This is a genomic window from Pontibacter oryzae, from assembly GCF_003576375.1.
Classification (GTDB): domain Bacteria; phylum Bacteroidota; class Bacteroidia; order Cytophagales; family Hymenobacteraceae; genus Pontibacter; species Pontibacter oryzae.
In genome coordinates, this window is sequence record NZ_QWGE01000005.1 from 73,875 (window position 1) to 93,223 (window position 19,349).

The window sequence follows — 19,349 nt, forward strand, 5'->3', positions numbered from 1 at the left end:
GTGTAAAATTCCTCTCATTTATAACTTCATTTACTGTTAACGGTCTTGTGCATAATGTGGGCGAAGCATAGCTGAAGCCTGTATTATGAACTTTGTTGTGCGAGGTTATTTATTTTGTCTTTGATGAGAGCAATTCTGACTTCATTTACATAATTTTTCTTTTTCAAGACCGATAGATAGTATCTAGCCTTTTCAAAATTTCTGAAGTCCAAGAAGATTTCTATTATCTCTTCTAACTCGTCAGCGTTTGCTTGCTCTACATTATTTATCAGATTCGTTAGCCTTTTGCTTTTAACCTTAGGCTCTCTGATTCTCTTTCTACATGTTGGGCAGTACTTTGGGTATGACCAGACAATAAACTTCAAGTCTTCGTACCAGAACTTCTTTTCTTCTTTTGAAAATTCGAAGAGGCAATTACAATTCTGACATTTTAGTGTTTCATCATTGTAAGTGAAGAAAGGATATGTGATCCCAGTCCAATTTTGTTCTTCTGGCTTTCCCAAAATCACTTTTTCATTTAGAATGCAATTATCACAAGCCCATTTCAGATGACCTTGCCGTGCTGCACCCAAAACCGAAATCATGTAAGGAAACTTGAATTGCTCGTTCCATTTAAACAATTGAGTCAATTCCTTAACATTCCTTAACTGATTACAGTTGGGACATCTATAGCTATCATATAGGTTTTCTTCTTTCATGCTTATAATCCCACACATAGTGCAGATAGCAGGAGTACCTACTCCTGCTATCTGCACTATGTGTGGAGGTTTGACGCTGGTGTTCAGCCAGCATACGCCGATACAATATAGGATTTTTTGCTAGTTCAGCGGCAGTATATTCTCCAAATATTATATTTTCAGGATACTGCACGTCATTTCAAGCAACTAGCTATAACTTAAATTAAGGCACGCGGCACAGCAGCACCTTTTCTGGCTGATCATCAGTATATTGATAACATATATTGCTCGATATACTTCGCCATTATCAACAGCCAAGTATAAACCTGAAACCTACAGCCCATGAACGATCTGATCGTAACCAAGGCCTCTGGCGAAGAGGTTCGTTTTTCTGTCGGTAAACTGTTGCAGTCGCTGCGGCGCTCCGGGGCCAGCGCGCAGTTGGCGGAACAGGTGCTGGAAGAGCTGGAGCCGCTGCTGTACAGGGGCATCACCACCAAAAAGATATACCGCTACGCCTACAAAATACTCAAGAAGCTCTCCAAGCCAACCGCCGCGCGCTACAGCCTGAAGCAGGGCATCATGCAACTTGGCCCTTCGGGCTTTCCCTTCGAGAAGTTTGTGGCCGAACTACTTAAAATGCAGGGGTATGACACCCACATCGGCGTATTTGTGGATGGCCAGTGCATCCGGCATGAGATTGACGTGGTTGCCACCCGCGACGGCAGGACAAACATGATTGAGTGCAAATACCATAACCAGGGCAGCACGAAGTCTGATGTAAAGATCCCGATGTACATCCAGTCGCGGTTTAAGGATGTGGAGAAAGTATGGCCCTCGGAGCACGATTACGAGATACGTTTCCACCAGGGCTGGGTGGTCACCAACACACGCTTCACAGAGGATGCCCAGCGCTACGCCACCTGCATGAACCTGCATCTGATCGGCTGGGACTACCCGGACAAGGGAGGGCTGAAAGACCTGGTAGACTCGTTTAGCCTCTACCCCATCACCTGCCTCACCACGCTCTCCAACACCGAGAAGCAACACCTGCTGGATAAGCGCATTGTGCTTTGCAAGGAGCTGCTGCACCAGGAAAAACTACTGCTGCAGGCTGGCGTGCGAAAAAACCACCTGGCCAGTGTGCTAGCCGAAGTGGAAACCCTGTGCGGGAGCCCGCATGAGCCCACAGAAACCGCTTAAAACCTGAGTTATGTCAAAGGAAGTCAGCAATATTCTGCGCTTGCGCAAACTGGGCATCGATACCCATACCGAGAACATCATTTTCATGCGTTCCGATTGTCTGGTATGCCGTTCCGAGGGCTTCACGGCGAACACCAGGGTATCGGTTAACCTGAATGGGAGCAGCATCATTGCCACCCTGAATGTGATTACCTCCGAGCTGATCGCGGAGAACGAGGCGGTGCTCTCGGAGGAGGGCTTCAGGAAGTTGCAGGCCCGCGAAGGCGACCTGATCACGGTCACGCACGTGCAACCCATACTTTCGTTCAGCGAGGTGCGCGCTAAAATGTTCGGCAAAAAGTTTAACGAGTCGGCCTTGCAGCGCATCATCACAGACATCACTCACGGATTATACTCCAAAATAGAAATCGCGGCTTTCGTAACGGTCTGCTCCGGCGATAACCTTGCCCTGGACGAGGTGATCTACCTCACGCGGGCCATGATCAGCTCCGGCACCACGCTCAGCTGGCCCGTGCCCCGCATCATGGATAAGCACTGCGTGGGCGGGCTGCCAGGCAACCGCACCACCCCTATTGTGGTGCCCATCGTGGCGGCGGCTGGACTGGTCATACCCAAAACCTCATCCAGGGCCATTACCTCGCCTGCCGGAACTGCCGATGTCATCGAAACCATGACGCCCGTAACCCTTACCCTGGAGCAGATACAGGCGGTTGTAAGGCAGGAAGGCGGCTGCATGGTATGGGGCGGGGCGGTAAAACTAAGCCCGGTGGATGATGTGATAATAGCCGTAGAAAAAGCACTGGACATTGATAGTGCCGGCCAGATGATCGCCTCAGTGCTGTCTAAAAAAGCGGCGGCGGGCTCTACGCATACTATCATTGATATACCCGTTGGGCTTACGGCCAAAATACGCACCCGCGAGGAAGCTTTCTTGCTGGAGTATTACTTCAGGGCGGTGGGGCTGGCCATAGGTATGGAACTGGATGTGCTGATAACCGATGGCAGCCAACCGGTTGGCCGGGGCATCGGGCCTGCCCTGGAAGCACAGGATGTGCTGGCTGTGCTCCGAAACGCGCCTAACGCCCCGCAAGACCTGAAAACGCGGGCCATACAGCTTGCCGGGCTCATACTTGAAGGCGCAGGCAAAGCCGACAAGGGCAAAGGCGCCGCAGCGGCCCTAAGCATACTCGAAAGCGGAAAGGCACTGGATAAATTCTACCGGATCTGCCAGGCGCAGGGCGGGTTCCGGGAGCCACAGGCTGCGCCGCTTCGCCACGATGTGCTGGCAGAGCGCTCCGGGCTGGTAAAAAGCGTGGATAACCGTAAACTGGCAAAAGTGGCCAAACTGGCCGGGGCACCCAAATCGCCGGGGGCAGGCATACTTTACCACGCACCCATCGGAAAGCACATGGAAAAAGGCCAGCCACTATTCACTATCTTCTCCGAAACGCAAGGCGAGATAAACTATGCCCTGGCATACATGCACACCACAGACCACATTGTAGAACTGGCAAGCCCATGAGCAACATCATACTTTTCTCGATGCCCGGCAACGAGGCCCTGACCAGGCAACTGGCAAGTATACTTCAGGCCGAAACCGGCGAGGCTACTATCAGACATTTCCCGGATGGCGAGAGCTACGTGCGCATACTTTCGGACGTGTCCGGTAAAAAAGTGGTTATTGTCTGCACGCTGCACCACCCGAACAGCAAAGTATTGCCCTTGCTTTTTCTGGCCCAAACTGCCCGTGAGTTAGGTGCTGCCCAGGTTTGCCTGCTTGCCCCCTACCTTGCCTACATGCGCCAGGACATCCGCTTTAAGCCTGGCGAGGCCATCAGCTCCCGTATTTTTGCCGGGCTGCTCTCCGGCACTTTCGACTGCCTGCTCACTATCGATCCGCACTTGCACCGCTTCCATAGTATGCGCGAGCTGTATACCATACCTGCCACGGCCCTGCACGCCGCTCAAACGCTGGCCGACTGGGTGAAGGCAAACGTAAGCAAGCCGCTGCTGATCGGCCCCGACGAGGAAAGCCGGCAATGGGTGGCGGCCATTGCTGCCCGGGCAAACGCGCCTTACCTGGTACTGCAAAAAATACGGCGCGGCGATAAAACGGTACAAGTGTCTTTGCCGGAAATAGGCGCTTACTCGCAGCATACGCCCGTGCTGGCCGACGACATCATCTCCACGGGCCACACCATGCTCGAAACCATACACCATTTAAAGCAGCTAACGCCTGCACGCCCGGTGTGCCTGGGCATTCACGCGGTTTTTGCCCCGCACGCTTACCAGGCCCTGCAGCAGGCTGGCGCTGCCCGCATTGTCACCTGCAATACCATTCCACATCCCTCCAACGCCATCAATATTGCCCCCCTACTGGCCCAAGCCCTGCAGCAGCTATAAAGCACGGGTTTATACTTTTACGCTTCTGGTAATCAAGCTGATTATTACTCTGTTTGATGTAACTAGTGCTGCTTACTCTGATGAACAAGTATAAAATCTGCAGTGGAACTTGCCAGGCTAAAATAGAGTTTATACTTTCACTGACTGATTAGTCATTTTTATACTTTCGTTGCTAAGTTATACATGCGCTTACTCAAGAAAATCATGCTATACTCTTTCCTAATCCTAACTGTGCTGTCGTTGGCTGGCTTTGTGTTTATGCAGCAAGGCACCTTTGGCAAAACACCCAATGGCAAGCGCCTCACGCGTGTCCAGAACTCACCTAACTACAAGAACGGCTCTTTCCAGAACCTTTCTGAAACGCCGGTGCAAGCCGAGAATGCCTCGTTCGTGGGCATGCTCTACGACTTCTTCACCAAATCCAAAGATACCGAGCCCAGCCAGCCCATTCCGTTCGTGAAGTCAGACCTGAAGCGCTTTGCCGCCGATAAACCGGCCTTGTTTTGGTTCGGGCACTCTTCATACTTAATAAAATCCGGTGAGAAAAATATATTGGTTGACCCCGTGTTCAGTGGCTACGCCTCGCCGGTATCTTTTATGGTGAAAGCCTTTGAGGGAGCCAACAATTATACTTCCGCAGACTTTCCGGAGATAGACCTGCTCGTGATCTCCCACGACCATTACGACCACCTCGACCATAAAACCATTCTGGCTTTAAAAAACCAAGTGAAGCATTATGTGGTGCCCCTGGGTGTGGGTGCGCACCTGGAGCGCTGGGGCATTGCGGAGGATAAAATAACGGAACTGGACTGGTGGGAGGCTGCTACCTTCGGCGAGGTGAAGCTCACGGCCACGCCTGCCCGCCACTTCTCCGGCCGTGGCCTGTCGAGGGGCAAATCGCTGTGGGCCTCTTATGTACTGGAGATGCCGGCGCACCGCGTATACCTTGGCGGAGATTCCGGCTACGATACACATTTTAAGCAGATTGGCGAGGCTTACGGGCCTTTTGATCTGGCCATACTTGAAACCGGCCAATACAACAAAAACTGGCCATACATACACATGATGCCGGAGCAAACCGTGCAAGCCTCCCTCGACCTGCGCGCCGAGGTACTGTTTCCGGTGCACCTGGGCAAGTTCGCCCTGGCCCTGCACGACTGGGATGAGCCCTTGCACCGCGTAACGGAAAGCGCCCGCGAAAAGCAGGTTTCACTAACCACGCCCATGATCGGCGAGCCCGTGTTGCTTGGCACGGAATACCCGGCCAAACAGTGGTGGAAACTTTAAAAACAGAGCGCATCTATGTCAGAGAAAAGAGACCGAATTATTTCTGCAGCCCTGCAGCTGTTCTGCGAAAACGGCTTTCAGCATACGTCCACGGCTGCCATTTCCAAAAAGGCTGGCGTGGCCACAGGCACGCTGTTTTTATATTTCAAAAGCAAGGATGAACTGATAAACGCCTTGTACCTGGAGACGAAAGCGGCATTATCCAAGCACATGCAGGAGGGGCTGGAACAGGCTGCTACCGTGCACGACAAGCTATTTCATATCTGGCTAAAATCAGTGGGCTGGTCTGAGGCAAACCCTTACCATTTCCGCTTTTTCAACATGTTCAGCAACTCCGCTTTCATCTCGGCACTAACCAAAGACGAAGCTGCCTCGCTATTTCAGTTTACCGAAGAGTTGGTTAAAAACGCCGTGGCCGAAGGAAGTATAGCGCCCATAGAAACCGGGCTTTTCGTATCGCTGTTCGGTGGGCAGCTAAACGCTACCATTAACTACCTGGCGCAAAGCCCACAGCCTGAAAACCGCCAGCAGATAGTGGAAAAGGCCTTTCGGCTATTTTGGAAAAGCATGAAAGCGTAGCGAGTTAGAATATAAATTGAAAAAAGCGAAAATGCTGCCCGGGTAACCAGGCAGCATTTTCGCTTTACTGTGCTTCAGAATTTACTATTTTAAAATAAGGCTGATGTGCTGCACAAAATCCGCTCCCTGAATGCGAACAACATACTTGCCCACTGCCAGGTTGCTTAGGTCCAGTTGCTGCTCCACCTGGCTTTTTACCACCAGTTGCCGCACTTGCTTGCCGTTTATGCCGAAAACTGTCAGGTTGTAATCTCCTTCTGGCAAGGCGCTTAGGTTCAGTGTAACAATACCCGAGGTCGGGTTAGGGTATACAATACCTTTTCGGCTCTGATTATCGATGGCCGTGCTCACGTTCACCGATACTACGGTGCTATACTCATACTTCCCATCGAAGTCCAGCTGCTTTAAGCGGTAATAAGTAACACCAGAAGGCACCGTGGCATCCAAGAATTTATATTTAAGCGTTGCGTTGCTGTTTCCGACTCCTTTTACCCAACCTATAGCGTTAAATAACTTTCCATCCAGGCTTCGCTCCAGCACAAAGCGGTCATTGTTAATTTCAGTAGCTGTAGACCATTCCAGCAGCACGCCGTTTTTGGCTACTTTGGCTCTGAACATCGCCAAGGTAACTGGCAGCGGTGTTATCGTAGCCTGATCCCTGAAATCATACTCTTCGTTGCCGGTTCGCTGCAAAGCGGCAGGCCGACCACCAGCGTCGGTGTCCAGCAGATCTACGAAGCCATCCTGATCTGTATCGTAATAGTGGCCGCTTTCGGGAACAAGGTAAGCCGGTTTGCCATCAATTTTATCCAGCCAATCAGGCACCTTGTTCTTATTTTTATCCTCATCTGTGTAGTAACCGACCCCCATACTTTCCTCGAACCTCGCAGCCCGGATAATCATGTCGTTCTGTGCAAAGCCGTCGCGGTCATCATCGAAAGCCTCCTCAAAATCTGGGGCCTCGTCGTCGTCTGAGTCAAGGTCAAGGTAATCCGGTATCTTGTCGCCGTCTGTATCAACCGGTGTAATGCTCTGGCCGCCATGGTCAGGGTCATAGGCATCGTTGATACCATCCCGGTCCGAATCTAAGAGCACTTTATTAATAAATCCATCGGTAGTCTGTGCTTCCAGGTTGTCAAGTATGCCATCGTTATCGGCATCAAGGTCCATGAAGTCCATAAAGGAATCGCCGTCAGAATCAGGCATATCAAATTTGGCAATACCGCTGTTGCCGGTCGTTTGTGCTGCCACTGGCATGCCGTTCGCGCTTACAGGGCCTGTAATGGTGCCGCTATTCGGGGCATAAATATTTCCTTCCGGAATTTTTCCGCTGTTAGCTTCTAATACGTTAGCAATGCCATCGCCATCTATGTCCGCATCCAGGGAGTTAATGCGGCGGTCCAGGTCCATGTCAAACACATCGTTTACGTCGTCGTTGTTAATATCCCGAAAAACTCCATAAACCGGGTGGATGAAATCACGATCGTGATAATTAAGTTTACCGTCGCCGTCATCATCACCAAGGGGATCCACGCCATTGCCCGAGATAATATCAGTGATTCCATCGTTGTTGTCATCTATATCATCAGCATCGTTAATGCCATCATTGTCCCAGTCGTTGGTTATGGTGTAAGTAACGTTCTGCTCTGTGCTTCCGCCTTCTGCATCTATCGTTTTGATGGTTAATGTATAGTCGCCAGGTTTGATGGCGTGCTTATCTCTAACCAGTATATCACCGTTCTGGTGCAGTTCTATACCTGCAGGCAGGTTGCCGCCCATGTTCACCAGCGTTGCATTCTCGATCACGCCATCAGGGTCAGCGAAGGTGGCCAGCAACTCCCCCGTACTGAACGACAGGAAGTGCTTGCTTGTAACCAGTTGGTTTAAAACTGCCGGCCTGTCTGTAACGCTAAAGCTTAAGGTATAAATGTTGTTGCCGTTGGCTGTGTTTCCTCCGTTAATGTCATGCTCATTGGCGGCTATTTTCGTGCTCGTAAAGGTCTGCTTATCCGACGTGGCAGGGCTAACCGTTAAAGTTAGCCTCTTGCTTTGGTTATTAGCCAGATTGCCGATAGTCCAGACACCTGTTGCAGCATCGTAACTTGTTCCGGCATCAGTGACGGTCGAACCCGCATCAAGCAGTAAACCTTCTGATAACACGTTTCTAACCTCAACACCTGTTGCGGCATCCGGTCCCAAATTGCTTGCCGTCAGGGTTAGCTGGTACTTTTCGCCGATGTAGTACGGGCCGCTGACAATGGTACTTGAAACAGTGATATCTGCTGCAGCAGAGGCCTGCACGCTTGCCGATTGGCTATTGTTAGCCGTATTGCCATCATACTCACCGGCAGTGCTCACCGAGGCTGTCGTGATGTAATTTGCAGTGGAAGTTGGCTTTACAGTAAGTATCAGAGACTGGGCATTTGCGCCACCAGGCAGCACGTTTGTCCCCAGTGTCCAAATTCCGGTGGCAGCATCGTACGTTCCGGCTGTAGAAGTATAAGACACGAACTCCAGCCCGGCCGGCAACTTATCCTGAATTTTTACACCAGTGGCAGCATCTGGGCCGTTGTTCTTCACCTTTACCGTAAACGTTGTGTTCTGACCGGTATAATAAGGCCCGGCAGCCACTGTATTAGTCACCTCAAGCTCAGCCACAGGCGCTACTTCAATCAATGCAATGGCTTTGTCGTTGCTGAGGTTCGGGTCATGCTGGTCCTGCGATGTTTTCTCGCCTCCCAGGAATAAGCGCCCTGTAGTGTTTGGCTTGCCCTTAACAACCAGTGTGGTAGAAGCCCCTACTTCCAGGGAAGGTATTCGCCACTCGCCTGTAGTTGGGTTGTACGTAGAGCCATCGGAGGCTACCGGCGTAGACGTAAATGTTATAGCCCCTGTTCTTGTGTCGCGGCCAACAAGATTGGTTAGCCTATCGGGCCCATTGTTTGTAACTGTCAACGTAAAAGTTGCTTCTGTCAGGCCATTATAGTATACCCCGCCTACGTCTCCCGTCACACTGATAGAGGTTTTCAGATCACCGGATTTGCTGACCACCACAGCTTTAGAATCTGTGTTTTTATAGACATCACTCCCCTGTGATTCTGTTAGCACTAATTCGTTTGCAGTAACCGTATAGGTTTTATCGCCCGGTGCACTCGTATCAGAATTTGCCCGCAACACCATAATCAATTCGGTATATGTGCCAGAGGCAAGCTGACCCACCGTCCAGCGGCCGGTCGTGCTATCGTAGGTTCCTATCTTAGGTGTAGCACTTACCAAGCTCATGCCAGCCGGAATCCTAGCCGATAGTGCCAGATTAGTAGCGGCATCAGGCCCCGTATTAGTCAGGCGAGTAGTAAAGGTTATGTTCTCGCCAGTATAGCTTTGTGCGGTAGAAGCCGTTACCTCCACGTTGATGTCTGCGGTAACAGTGCCGCTCCCAGACCTGATTGAGTTAGAGGCACTGTTGTTTCCATTCACATCGTCATACTCGGTATGGCTCTGGGTGGCTGTAGTGGTAATAACGGCACTTTGGTTGATGGTTGCGCGAAGCGTCAGCGTTTCGGAGGCCCCACTTGCCAGTGATCCTACTGTCCAGGTGCCTGTTGCTGTGTCGTAAGAACCTTTGGAGGCACTAGTAGGGTTAACTATTGTTAACGAAGCCGGAAGCTTATCCAGCACACTCACGTTGGTAGCGGCACTCGGGCCGTTATTCGTTACAACTATAGTGTACGTTACCGATTCACCGTTAGCATAGCTTGCCTTCACCGGCGAAATAGTGTTTGTAACGGCAACATCCGCTGTTGGGCTCACAGTAACGCTAGACGAAGCACTGTTATTGGCCACTACGGCATCGTTTTCAGTATGCGTTTGAGCGGAGGTTACAGTGTGTGTGCCAACAGCTACAGCCCTAGCTACGAGTTGGAGGGTATGTGTTGTACCGGATGGAATGGAGCCGACTGTCCAGGTATTGTTGCTGCTGTTAAACGAGCCTGCAGTTATACTTTGGCTGACCACCTGTAAGCCAGCCGGCACGGCATTCGTCAGCACCACATTGGTGGCGTTGTTGGGCCCGTTATTCTTAGCCGTTATTGTAAAGGTTACAACCTGGTTCTGCTTTGGAACATTGTTAGATACGGCACTGCTCACTTCTACATCGGCCGATGGGCCCACTGTTATCGTGTTTGCAGATGTATTGTTGCTGCTATTTTCATCCAGTTGGTGCGCACTGCGGTCGTTTAGCGAGGCAGTGGTGGTAATCGTTCCCAGCTTGGATGCTTTAGCGTTTAAGATCAACGTTCGCTCTTCGTTTACAGCAAGGTTACCTACTGTCCAGATGCCTGTGGATGCATTGTATCCTGCAGGGGCCGCGCCCTCTAATGTCAGGCCGTCCGGAAGCTTATCCGTAATGGCCACTCCTGTGGCTGCAGAAGGGCCCAGGTTCTTCACTTTTAAAGTATAGGGCACTACCTCCCCATTGTTGTATGTTGTTTTAGGCACTGTGTTTAGCACCTGTATATCCGCAGCGCTCACAACGGAGATCGTAACGCTCTGGGAATTATTAGTGGCTACGTTATCCTGCTCACTGGATGCTTTTGTGGCAGTGGTGACGATATCCCCAATAACCTTAGGCTGTGCAGTTAAGGTAAGCGTTTTAGAGGCACCAACGGCTAGGGTCCCTATAGTCCAGATACCGGTGCTGCTGTTGTAGGCCGCATCAGAGGCACTTATAAACTGTAATTTCGTGGCATCAAGTTTATCGGTTACTGAAACACCAGTAGCGGCAACAGGGCCATAGTTGGTCACCACAATGGTATAGGTAACAGGCTTGGTGGTAGTATATGGGCCCGCAGAAACGGTTTGCGTTACACCAACGTCTGCGCTGCAATCATATTCAAAAGTAGTACTTTCTGTTTTGGAGTTTGTATATCCATAAGTCCAGGTATTCACAAGTTTTAAATCCCCGGCAAGGGTATTGTTAGTGGTGTTTCCCCAACCGTGCACGCCGCCAGATGACGCCACCCCGAACAGTTCGCTTTGTGGTGCCGGAAAGGCCGTTGTAGACAGGTTGCTATCATCCCAGTACAATTCGCCGTTATAGTTCGAGCCTGCCAGCGGTCGCACATCCTCTACCCTGAAGCCGCCAACGTTGGTCTCGGCATCCCACATCGGAAAGTGAACCGCGGCAGAGGCATTTTTAAAATAGTACTGCACACTGGTTTTTTTGGCAACTACTTCCCCTCTTCCATTCAGGCCATTCCACTCTATCGTTTTGTTGCCCTTTGGCCCGTTAAGCTCCAGCAAAACGTCTGTGGTGCCTGGCTGATAACCTGTTTGGCCGTTCAGGTTAACGAGCACCAGAAACGTACTTCGCTCGCTGCTATAGGCACTAAACGTTACCTTTCCTCCGCCTGTATTGGTATTGCAGGTAGTTGTGCTGCTCACGTTAAACTCGGGTGCGGTAGCGCTTGGCCAAATATTCTGATCAGGGTTGTTTACGAAGTTGTTAAACTCTGGGTAATCGCGCTGTGCGTTCTGGCTCTTTCTCCTGGCTTCGATGGTGCTACCCACGTTGGTATCGGCACCGTAGCGGTTAGTTACAAACCGGAAGAAGTTTTGCGGGGCAATACCGGCTAACTCTAATTTTTTAACATAGTATCTGTCTGCCTGGTCCTCGCTGGGGATGAGCGGGTACATGTTAAAGTTCTTAGAGAACACATTATTTGTCCCTCCTGCCGAGAAAGACCAGAGCTTGGAGTATAAGCGGCCGGGTTTCTCATTCTTGCCGGCATCATATACCGTAAAATCCCAGAAATCATATACCGAGAAACGCTGGCCTTCTGACATGGCGCTTTCGCCAGTCTGGGTAAATTCAAAGAAATAATCACGTACATCGCCGGCGGCACCCTCATTTGTCACACTCAAGCTTCTGTAACCGTTAGCACCTGCTTTATAGGCAGGGCCGTTCTGCGCCTGCTGGGCCGTTTCAATCACACCATCCTGGCTATTTGCCAAAAGCATATGCCTGGAAGAAGTTCTATCACGCGTGAGCGTTGTGGAGCCAACCAGCACCTCAGTGCCATTGGCCTTGCGGTAGCGCACTGTTATAATCAGGTCGCCCTGGTTTCCGGAACCTTGGTCGTGCAAGGTACGGTGCACACCGTAATGCAACTGCTCACCCGGCAATACGCGCACATAAAGGCGGTGATCCTCAGAGTAAGTTGCCCCATTGTAACTATAGCCTCTGGGTTTCAAAAAACTAAGAGATGAAGCAGAAACTCCGGCCTGGCTAGGGAAGTTGGCATCGTGAGCCAGAAAGCCTGCGCGGGTATTGTTATGGTCTGCCAGGTTAGCAGTAGTACCCGTTGTATTGGGTGTCAATTGTTTGGACCCCTCGGCCAATGCCCAGAAAGGTAGAAGCAGCATAACTAAAAGCTGCAAGCGTAGAATTTGCTTCATAAACTGAATTAAAGAAATGCGGTAACTTTGCTTATGCCGGCAAAGTTCCATAATTCTAAATCAGTTTGGTAATAAATCATACTATTTTCAATATTATTTTGCAGAAAACCCATACTTACCTTCTTGGTTTCCTAAGTAAACAGAATATGCGCGTTGGGCCCGTATTTTATTCAACGCATTAGCTTCAAGATGCACTCTGAACCACTCAAGAGCACTTTACAAATATTTGCCCGTGTCTTACAATCTTAAAAAACACATCTCAATCACTTCTTTTAATATTTCTTGATTTTTAATTTTTAGCGGATTTTCATTCTAACATTCCATACAAACGATTATAAGAATTATATAAATCACTCGTTCTCATAAATTGTACATTTGAACAATGCCATACTTTCCCGAACTTTGCTAGGCAATGCGTATACTTGATTCACTACCTGATTTACCTGTAAAGGAAGCCCTACCGGAACTATTGGAGGTGCTGGCCAACAGTAACCGAGCTGTGCTGGAAGCTCCACCGGGTGCCGGCAAAACAACGCTTGTGCCGCTTGCCCTATTAGAGGCCGCCTGGCGCGAAGAGGGCAAAATAGTAGTGCTAGAACCTAGGAGATTAGCTACTAGAGCCGCAGCCGAACGAATGGCACAGCTGCTCGGCGAGAAAGTAGGCCAAACCGTTGGTTATTGGGTGCGCATGGACCACGAAGTATCCGGCAGAACCCGCGTAGAGGTCGTTACCGAAGGTATCCTCACCCGCATGATTCAGGAAGACCCGGCACTGGAAGGCGTATCAGCCATCATTTTTGATGAGTTTCATGAGCGCAACCTGCAGGCCGACCTTGGCCTTGCGCTTGCCCTGGATGCCCAGGCCGTGCTGCGCCCTGACCTGCGTATTCTGCTGATGAGCGCTACCCTTGATGCCAGCGCTATCGGACAGTGGCTGCAGGCCCCGGTGGTGCGTAGCGAAGGCCGCATGTATCCCGTGCAAACACATTACCTGGCACCAGCCGATGTAGCCACCGCAGGCAACTACCCGGCGCAGCGGCTAGCCAACCTCGTACCCAAAGCCATTCGGCAAGCGCTCCAGCAGCAACCAGATGGCGATATTCTTGTTTTTCTGCCGGGCATGGGTGAGATACGTAAAGTTGCCAGCCTGCTGGAGCAAGCGCTACCTGTTACTACGGAACTGCACCTGTTACACGGCGATTTACCGCTGCCCAAGCAAGTAGCCGCCATCCAGCCATCGCCCCATAAAAAACGCAAAGTGGTACTGGCCACCAGCATTGCCGAGACCAGTTTAACCATCGAAGGAGTGAGTATTGTGATTGATGGGGGCTTTGCCCGTGTGCCTAAATTTGTGCCCCGTACCGGCCTGACCACACTTGATACGGTAGCTGTATCGCAGGCAGGTGCCGACCAGCGGCGCGGGCGTGCCGGCAGGCTTGGCCCGGGTGTATGCTACCGGCTGTGGTCCGCCGCCGACCAACTGCAATTACCTCCGCGCCAAAACCCTGAAATATTTGAGGCAGACTTAACTAGCCTGGTACTGGAAACCGCTATTTGGGGTGCCAAGGATGCCACCACGCTGCAATGGCTCGACACACCGCCTACCGCAGCACTAGCCTTGGCAAAAGACTTACTGCTTCGCCTGCAGGCCATAACTCCTGCTGGGCTGCCAACGGCACATGGCAAAGCATTGGCAGCGCTCGGCATTCATCCGCGCTTGGGGCATCTTGTCATGCGCGGGCAGGAACTGGGCCATGCCATTACCGCCTGCGCCCTGGCAGCGCTGCTATCTGAACGCGATATCCTAAAGCCTATGCAATTATCCTGGGGTGATGGGCTACCCGATATGCGGTTACGGCTCGAAATCCTGGCTGGGCAGCACCCGCCCACACCAGGCTTTGTGCTGGACGAAAATGCCTTGCGCCGTGTAAAAGAGCAGGCCCAAAACCTGAAACAGCGCATGCGCCTCGCTTCCGCAAGTATAAACCCGGAGGCAGCCGGTTTGCTCACCGCCTTGGCCTACCTCGACCGTATTGCCCAGCGCGAAACCTCCGGGCGTGTGCGCCTCATAAGCGGGCAGCGTGCACGGCTGGCCACCGAGCTATTCTCCGAAGCCGACTTTTACAGCATCGCTCACCTGGACCTGGGCAAGCAGCCACGCATACTTTTGGCGGCCCCCCTGGAAAAAGCCGAGCTGCTCCGTGCCTTTTCCGATCAGATTGAAACAGCCGAGGAAGTAAAATGGGATGCAAACACAGCGCAGGTATCGGCTAAAAGTATAACCCGCCTCGGCGCCTTAACACTGGATGAGAAAACCGTTGCCAATCCTAACCCGGACTTGGTAAGTGAGGCCCTTTTACAAGCGTTGATCGAGAAAGGTGTTCGGCGGCTTCCCTTTTCTGAGGAGGCGCAAAGCGTGCGGCAGCGAATGGCTTTTTTATACACCCTTGCCCCCGAAAACTGGCCCGATGTGTCGGATGAGGCGCTGGAGCAAAGTATGGACGTATGGCTCGCCCCTCACTTGTATGGCCTACGCACGCTGGAGCAAGTTAACCGCCTGGATTTCAAGGAAATCATACTTGCAGACCTAAGCTGGGAGCAGCGACAGGAAATGGACCGGCTGGCGCCTACGCACTTGTTAGTACCCAGCGGCTCCCGCATTGCCATAGACTATTCTGATCCTACAACACCCATACTTGCCGTAAGGCTGCAAGAGGTTTTCGGGTTGATGGATACGCCTAAGGTGGGTGGTGGTAACGTACCCTTACTATTGCACCTGCTTTCCCCGGCCAGGCGGCCTGTGCAAGTAACCCGAGATCTGCGCAGCTTTTGGAGCAGCGGCTATTTTGAGGTTCGCAAAGACCTCCGTGGCCGGTACCCCAAGCACCACTGGCCCGAGGACCCACTTACGGCGCCTCCAACCCGTGGCACTAAAAAAAGACCGCTGTAGCAGGAACGAGACTATATTTATACTTATATGCAGCTATGGTGCAGGCATACTTGTTTAATCCTATCAGCTTGAGGGAGGCAGTTAAGGTGGCGGCAGATGGAGCCGCACCTAACTATTTTTTGTGCCGGCACTTTTGCAAGCTGGAAGCTAGAGGATAGCTTTTTTCAAATTCGCGCAACGAGCAATCAAAATTAGCAATGCCCCCTGTAAGTCATTTGAATCAAGTCGAAGTTACCACAACTAGTTTAATCTGCGCTGGGAATAATTCCTGTACTTCTGGAAAAATTAACTTAATTTAACGGACGGATCAGTCCGGTTGCCAGCCAAGCGGTACTTAGATTCTTTGTGTTTACTTGTTTCTACACCTGCCAACATCACCATGGAAAACCTAATCGCTGCTGTAAACGATATTGTCTGGAGCAATGCGCTCATTATACTTTGCCTTGGGGCAGGTATATACTTCTCGGTTGTTACCCGCTTTTTGCAGGTTCGCTATATCCGCGAAATGCTGCGCTTGCTTTTTAAAGGCGAGTCATCACAAAAAGGCATCAGTTCGTTTCAGGCATTTTCGGTAGCCATAGCAGGCCGCGTAGGCACTGGCAACATTGCCGGTGTGGCTACGGCCATTGCCATGGGCGGCCCCGGCGCCGTGTTCTGGATGTGGGTAATTGCTTTTCTGGGCAGTGCCTCCGCCTTTGTGGAAGCCACACTTGGGCAAATTTACAAGCAAGTAAAGGATGGTGAATACCGAGGCGGCCCAGCCTATTACATCGAAAAAGGACTCGGTATAAAATGGTATGCGGTGGTTTTTGCCATTGCCACCATCATCAGTATGGCCCTGTTCCTGCCGGGCGTGCAAAGCAATAGCATTGCCTCAGGCATAAACACTGCTTTCGGGGTTCCGATGGCGGTAACTGGCGGCGGCATTACCGTATTGCTAGCCCTCATTATTTTTGGGGGCGTAAAGCGCATCAGCAAAGTGGCCGAGGTTGCCGTGCCGTTTATGGCCGGTGCATATATCCTGATGACCGTGATCATCATTGCGATGAATATTACCGAAGTGCCTGCCGTGCTAAGCCTGATCTTCCGCTCTGCCTTTGACATTGAGCCAGCCTTTGCCGGCGTGTTTGGTATGGCGATATCCTGGGGTGTGAAGCGTGGCATTTACTCTAACGAGGCCGGGCAGGGTACTGCGCCCCACGCCGCCGCCGCCGCAGAAGTTAGCCACCCAGCCAAGCAGGGTTTGGTGCAGGCATTCTCGGTGTACGTGGATACGCTTTTCGTTTGTACCGCTACGGCTTTCATGATCTTGTTTACAGGGCAGTACAATGTGGTGAATCCGGAAGGTGGATTTATTGTTGAGAACCTGCCAGGTGTGGCTTTCGGGCCGGAATATACGCAGCAGGCCGTTAACACCTATTTCCCGTCGCTGGGCAGTGGTTTTGTGGCGATCTCGTTGCTGCTTTTTGCCTTTACCACCATTATGGCCTATTACTACATTGCCGAAACCAACCTGAGCTACCTGAATGCCAAAGGCAACAAGTGGATGCTGTGGGCGCTTCGGGCACTTATACTTGCCGCTACTTTTTATGGTTCGGTAAAAACAGCCGAATCGGCCTGGATGCTGGGCGACATTGGCGTGGGCGTGATGGCCTGGCTAAACATTGTTGCCATTATCCTGCTCCGTAAGCCAGCCATGCGTGCCCTGAAAGATTACCAGGCGCAGCGCAAAGCCGGACTGGACCCTGTGTTCGAGCCCTCAAAGTTAGGTATTATCAATGCAGAAGAATGGGAAAAAGAAAAGGAGCTTCAAACAGTGTAAGCCTTTCTTGCATTAGAATTCAAAATCCTAAGCACGCTCAGTTAAGTACAGTGCCAGGCAAAGTATAACTGCTTTGCCTGGCACTTCTCTTTTAGTGGAAGTACCCAAGGTATAGAATCATAGGTATCGCTGTAAGGCAGTCACAGAAAAGTAGGCATTTCACGGATCATGCGCCATCTTTGCAGCCGAAAACAGCACAACGAGAAATGAACAAGCAACGGGCTTCGCTGAGTATCTTCTTTTTCCTGGCCGGCGTAAACTTTGCCAGCTGGGCATCGCGCATCCCAACTATTGCCGGAGCCTTAAAACTGAACGAGGCCGAGCTTGGCTCCATACTTTTAACCATGCCCGTCAGCTCGCTGATCGGCTTACCGCTATCTGGTTGGCTGGTAACCCGCTTCGATAGCAGATCCCCACTAACCGCAGCTTTTCTGCTCAATGCCGTGGCGCTCTCGCTCATCGGGTTAGCCGATACCTCGCTGCTATTGATTATGGCGCTGTTCCTATTCTCGCTGAGTATGCGCATTTTTAATATTGCCGTAAATACGCAGGCTATTACGCTGCAAAAGCAATTCGCGCGCAAAATAAACGGCTCGTTTCATGGGTTGTGGAGCCTGGGCGGTATTGTAGGTGTAGGTTTTACCACCTTGCTTGTATCCCTGGATATCTCTATAGTGCCGCATTTGCTCAGTGTTGCAATTTTCTCTGTGCTGACGACACTGGCCACCTCCCGGCACCTGCTGCGCAACGACCGCTCTACCTCCGGCAACAAATTCTCGCTGGGCAAACCCGATCCGGCTATTGTGCTGCTGGGGCTGCTGGTATTCTTTGCGGTGGTTTGCGAGGGCGGCATGTTCGACTGGAGCGGCATCTATTTCCAGCAGGTCATAAAAGAGGATGTTTTCACCTCGGGCTACCTGATTTTTATGTCGTTTATGGCGCTTTCGCGGTTTATATCAGACCGTATTATTGAGCGCTTCGGGATGGCAAATACCTATATATTCAGTGCCATCCTGATCTTTTGTGGCATTCTGCTGGCTATACTTTTCCCGAGTTTCTGGCCGGCTATGGTTGGCTTCTCCTTTGTAGGCTTCGGTACGGCAGCCGTTATCCCGATGACTTATACGTTGGCCGGTTCGTCCCAAAAATACTCTCCTGGCGTGGCCCTCTCCATTATCGTCACCTACGGCGTTATCGGCATGCTCATCGGTCCGCCCCTGATCGGCTACTTGGCACACGCGTTCAACCTAAAGATCGCCTTCATACTTTTCGCTTTCGCCGGAATGATGCTAATCCCCATCTCGCAAAGGTTTTTTAAGTTGGAAAGTTAGAAAGTTATGAGGTTGGGAGGTTATAAAGTTACTATTAGACCTCGCAGCGTATGTAACTCGTGTAAGCGCCTTGGGTTTCCGATTTTTGCAGTTGCCGGGCCCAACCACCCCTAACCCCTCCTTGTTTAAGGAGGGGAATTTTTGTTTCGGAGCCGTTGTCTGTAAATAGCAAAATCTATTGAACAATGAAGCTGCACAACAGGCAATACCTAAAGGATTTTAGAAGGGGGTTACGCAACAATTCTACTAGTGCTGAATGCGAACTTTGGAAATATTTGAAAGGTGCTCAACTTATGGGTCGTAAGTTCAGACGGCAGCACAGTATCGGAAACTTTATCCTTGATTTTTCTGCCCTTCTGAAAGGTTAGCTGTAGAATTAGACGGACAAGTTCATAACCATGCAGCGGCAGAATTAGCAGACCAGGAACGCGATCAAGCGCTAAATAGCCTAGGCATTAAAGTCATTCGTTTCGAGAACAAAGAGATATTCCAACAATTAGAAGCCGTTTTGCATGAGATCAGCGATAACTTTAGTAAGTAAGAAAAATTCCCCTCCTTAGCCAAGGAGGGGTTAGGGGTGGTTGGACCTGGCACTGCCTAACTAAACACCAAAAGCCAGACACTCACAAGCATAAAAGACG

General features: G+C 51.0%; 10 protein-coding genes and 1 pseudogene. 9 read left to right on the forward strand and 2 right to left on the reverse strand.

Annotated elements, in window-relative coordinates:
- Positions 1-83 precede the first annotated feature (83 nt).
- The gene (locus tag D1627_RS15155) at positions 84-698 is read right to left on the reverse strand and encodes a zinc-ribbon domain containing protein (RefSeq protein WP_158607196.1); all 615 of its coding nucleotides are present in this window, start codon (positions 696-698) and stop codon (positions 84-86) included.
- Between the two features lie 321 nt (positions 699-1,019).
- Between D1627_RS15155 and D1627_RS15160 the strand changes: the two genes are divergently transcribed.
- From D1627_RS15160 to D1627_RS15180, 5 genes are all read left to right on the forward strand, one after another.
- Complete coding sequence (locus tag D1627_RS15160) at positions 1,020-1,880, forward strand: restriction endonuclease (protein WP_119433125.1); 861 nt, start codon at positions 1,020-1,022, stop codon at positions 1,878-1,880.
- A gap of 10 nt (positions 1,881-1,890) precedes the next feature.
- Positions 1,891-3,402, forward strand: coding sequence for a thymidine phosphorylase family protein (locus D1627_RS15165; RefSeq protein WP_119433126.1), 1,512 nt, complete (start codon positions 1,891-1,893; stop codon positions 3,400-3,402).
- On the forward strand, positions 3,399-4,283 hold the full coding sequence (locus tag D1627_RS15170; RefSeq protein WP_119433127.1) for a ribose-phosphate pyrophosphokinase: 885 nt from the start codon (positions 3,399-3,401) through the stop codon (positions 4,281-4,283). Before D1627_RS15165 ends, D1627_RS15170 begins: the two co-directional genes overlap by 4 nt.
- Positions 4,284-4,466: 183 nt before the next feature.
- Complete coding sequence (locus D1627_RS15175; RefSeq protein ID WP_233555654.1) at positions 4,467-5,570, forward strand: MBL fold metallo-hydrolase; 1,104 nt, start codon at positions 4,467-4,469, stop codon at positions 5,568-5,570.
- A gap of 15 nt (positions 5,571-5,585) precedes the next feature.
- The gene (locus tag D1627_RS15180) at positions 5,586-6,149 is read left to right on the forward strand and encodes a TetR/AcrR family transcriptional regulator (RefSeq protein WP_119433128.1); all 564 of its coding nucleotides are present in this window, start codon (positions 5,586-5,588) and stop codon (positions 6,147-6,149) included.
- Positions 6,150-6,233: 84 nt separating this feature from the next.
- Here the strand turns inward: D1627_RS15180 and D1627_RS15185 are convergent, their stop codons facing one another.
- Positions 6,234-12,605 carry a T9SS type A sorting domain-containing protein gene (locus D1627_RS15185; RefSeq protein ID WP_158607197.1) on the reverse strand — a complete coding sequence of 2,124 codons (6,372 nt, stop codon included), beginning with the start codon at positions 12,603-12,605 and terminating at the stop codon, positions 6,234-6,236.
- Between the two features lie 412 nt (positions 12,606-13,017).
- Between D1627_RS15185 and hrpB the strand changes: the two genes are divergently transcribed.
- The 4 genes and pseudogenes from hrpB to D1627_RS15205 all read left to right on the forward strand — a co-directional run bounded on the left by hrpB (position 13,018) and on the right by D1627_RS15205 (position 19,249).
- Positions 13,018-15,555 (forward strand): ATP-dependent helicase HrpB, encoded by a 2,538-nt coding sequence (gene hrpB / locus D1627_RS15190; RefSeq protein WP_119433130.1) that lies wholly within the window; start codon positions 13,018-13,020, stop codon positions 15,553-15,555.
- A 379-nt stretch (positions 15,556-15,934) separates the two neighbouring features.
- Entirely contained in the window at positions 15,935-17,377 is a 1,443-nt protein-coding gene (locus tag D1627_RS15195) for an alanine/glycine:cation symporter family protein (RefSeq protein ID WP_119433131.1), read from the forward strand.
- A 206-nt stretch (positions 17,378-17,583) separates the two neighbouring features.
- The gene (locus D1627_RS15200) at positions 17,584-18,708 is read left to right on the forward strand and encodes an MFS transporter (RefSeq protein WP_119433132.1); all 1,125 of its coding nucleotides are present in this window, start codon (positions 17,584-17,586) and stop codon (positions 18,706-18,708) included.
- Between the two features lie 185 nt (positions 18,709-18,893).
- Positions 18,894-19,249: pseudogene (locus D1627_RS15205) on the forward strand (endonuclease domain-containing protein).
- Positions 19,250-19,349 lie beyond the last annotated feature (100 nt).

What these genes read in the sequence shown, in the direction of transcription:
- D1627_RS15175 (WP_233555654.1), top strand. Translation starts at nt 4,467, where the DNA reads ATGCGCTTACTCAAGAAAATCATGCTATACTCTTTCCTAATCCTAACT.
- D1627_RS15200 (WP_119433132.1), top strand. Translation starts at nt 17,584, where the DNA reads ATGAACAAGCAACGGGCTTCGCTGAGTATCTTCTTTTTCCTGGCCGGC.
- hrpB (WP_119433130.1), top strand. Translation starts at nt 13,018, where the DNA reads ATGCGTATACTTGATTCACTACCTGATTTACCTGTAAAGGAAGCCCTA.
- D1627_RS15180 (WP_119433128.1), top strand. Translation starts at nt 5,586, where the DNA reads ATGTCAGAGAAAAGAGACCGAATTATTTCTGCAGCCCTGCAGCTGTTC.
- D1627_RS15160 (WP_119433125.1), top strand. Translation starts at nt 1,020, where the DNA reads ATGAACGATCTGATCGTAACCAAGGCCTCTGGCGAAGAGGTTCGTTTT.
- D1627_RS15170 (WP_119433127.1), top strand. Translation starts at nt 3,399, where the DNA reads ATGAGCAACATCATACTTTTCTCGATGCCCGGCAACGAGGCCCTGACC.
- D1627_RS15195 (WP_119433131.1), top strand. Translation starts at nt 15,935, where the DNA reads ATGGAAAACCTAATCGCTGCTGTAAACGATATTGTCTGGAGCAATGCG.
- D1627_RS15165 (WP_119433126.1), top strand. Translation starts at nt 1,891, where the DNA reads ATGTCAAAGGAAGTCAGCAATATTCTGCGCTTGCGCAAACTGGGCATC.
- D1627_RS15155 (WP_158607196.1), bottom strand. Translation starts at nt 698, where the DNA reads ATGAAAGAAGAAAACCTATATGATAGCTATAGATGTCCCAACTGTAAT.
- D1627_RS15185 (WP_158607197.1), bottom strand. Translation starts at nt 12,605, where the DNA reads ATGAAGCAAATTCTACGCTTGCAGCTTTTAGTTATGCTGCTTCTACCT.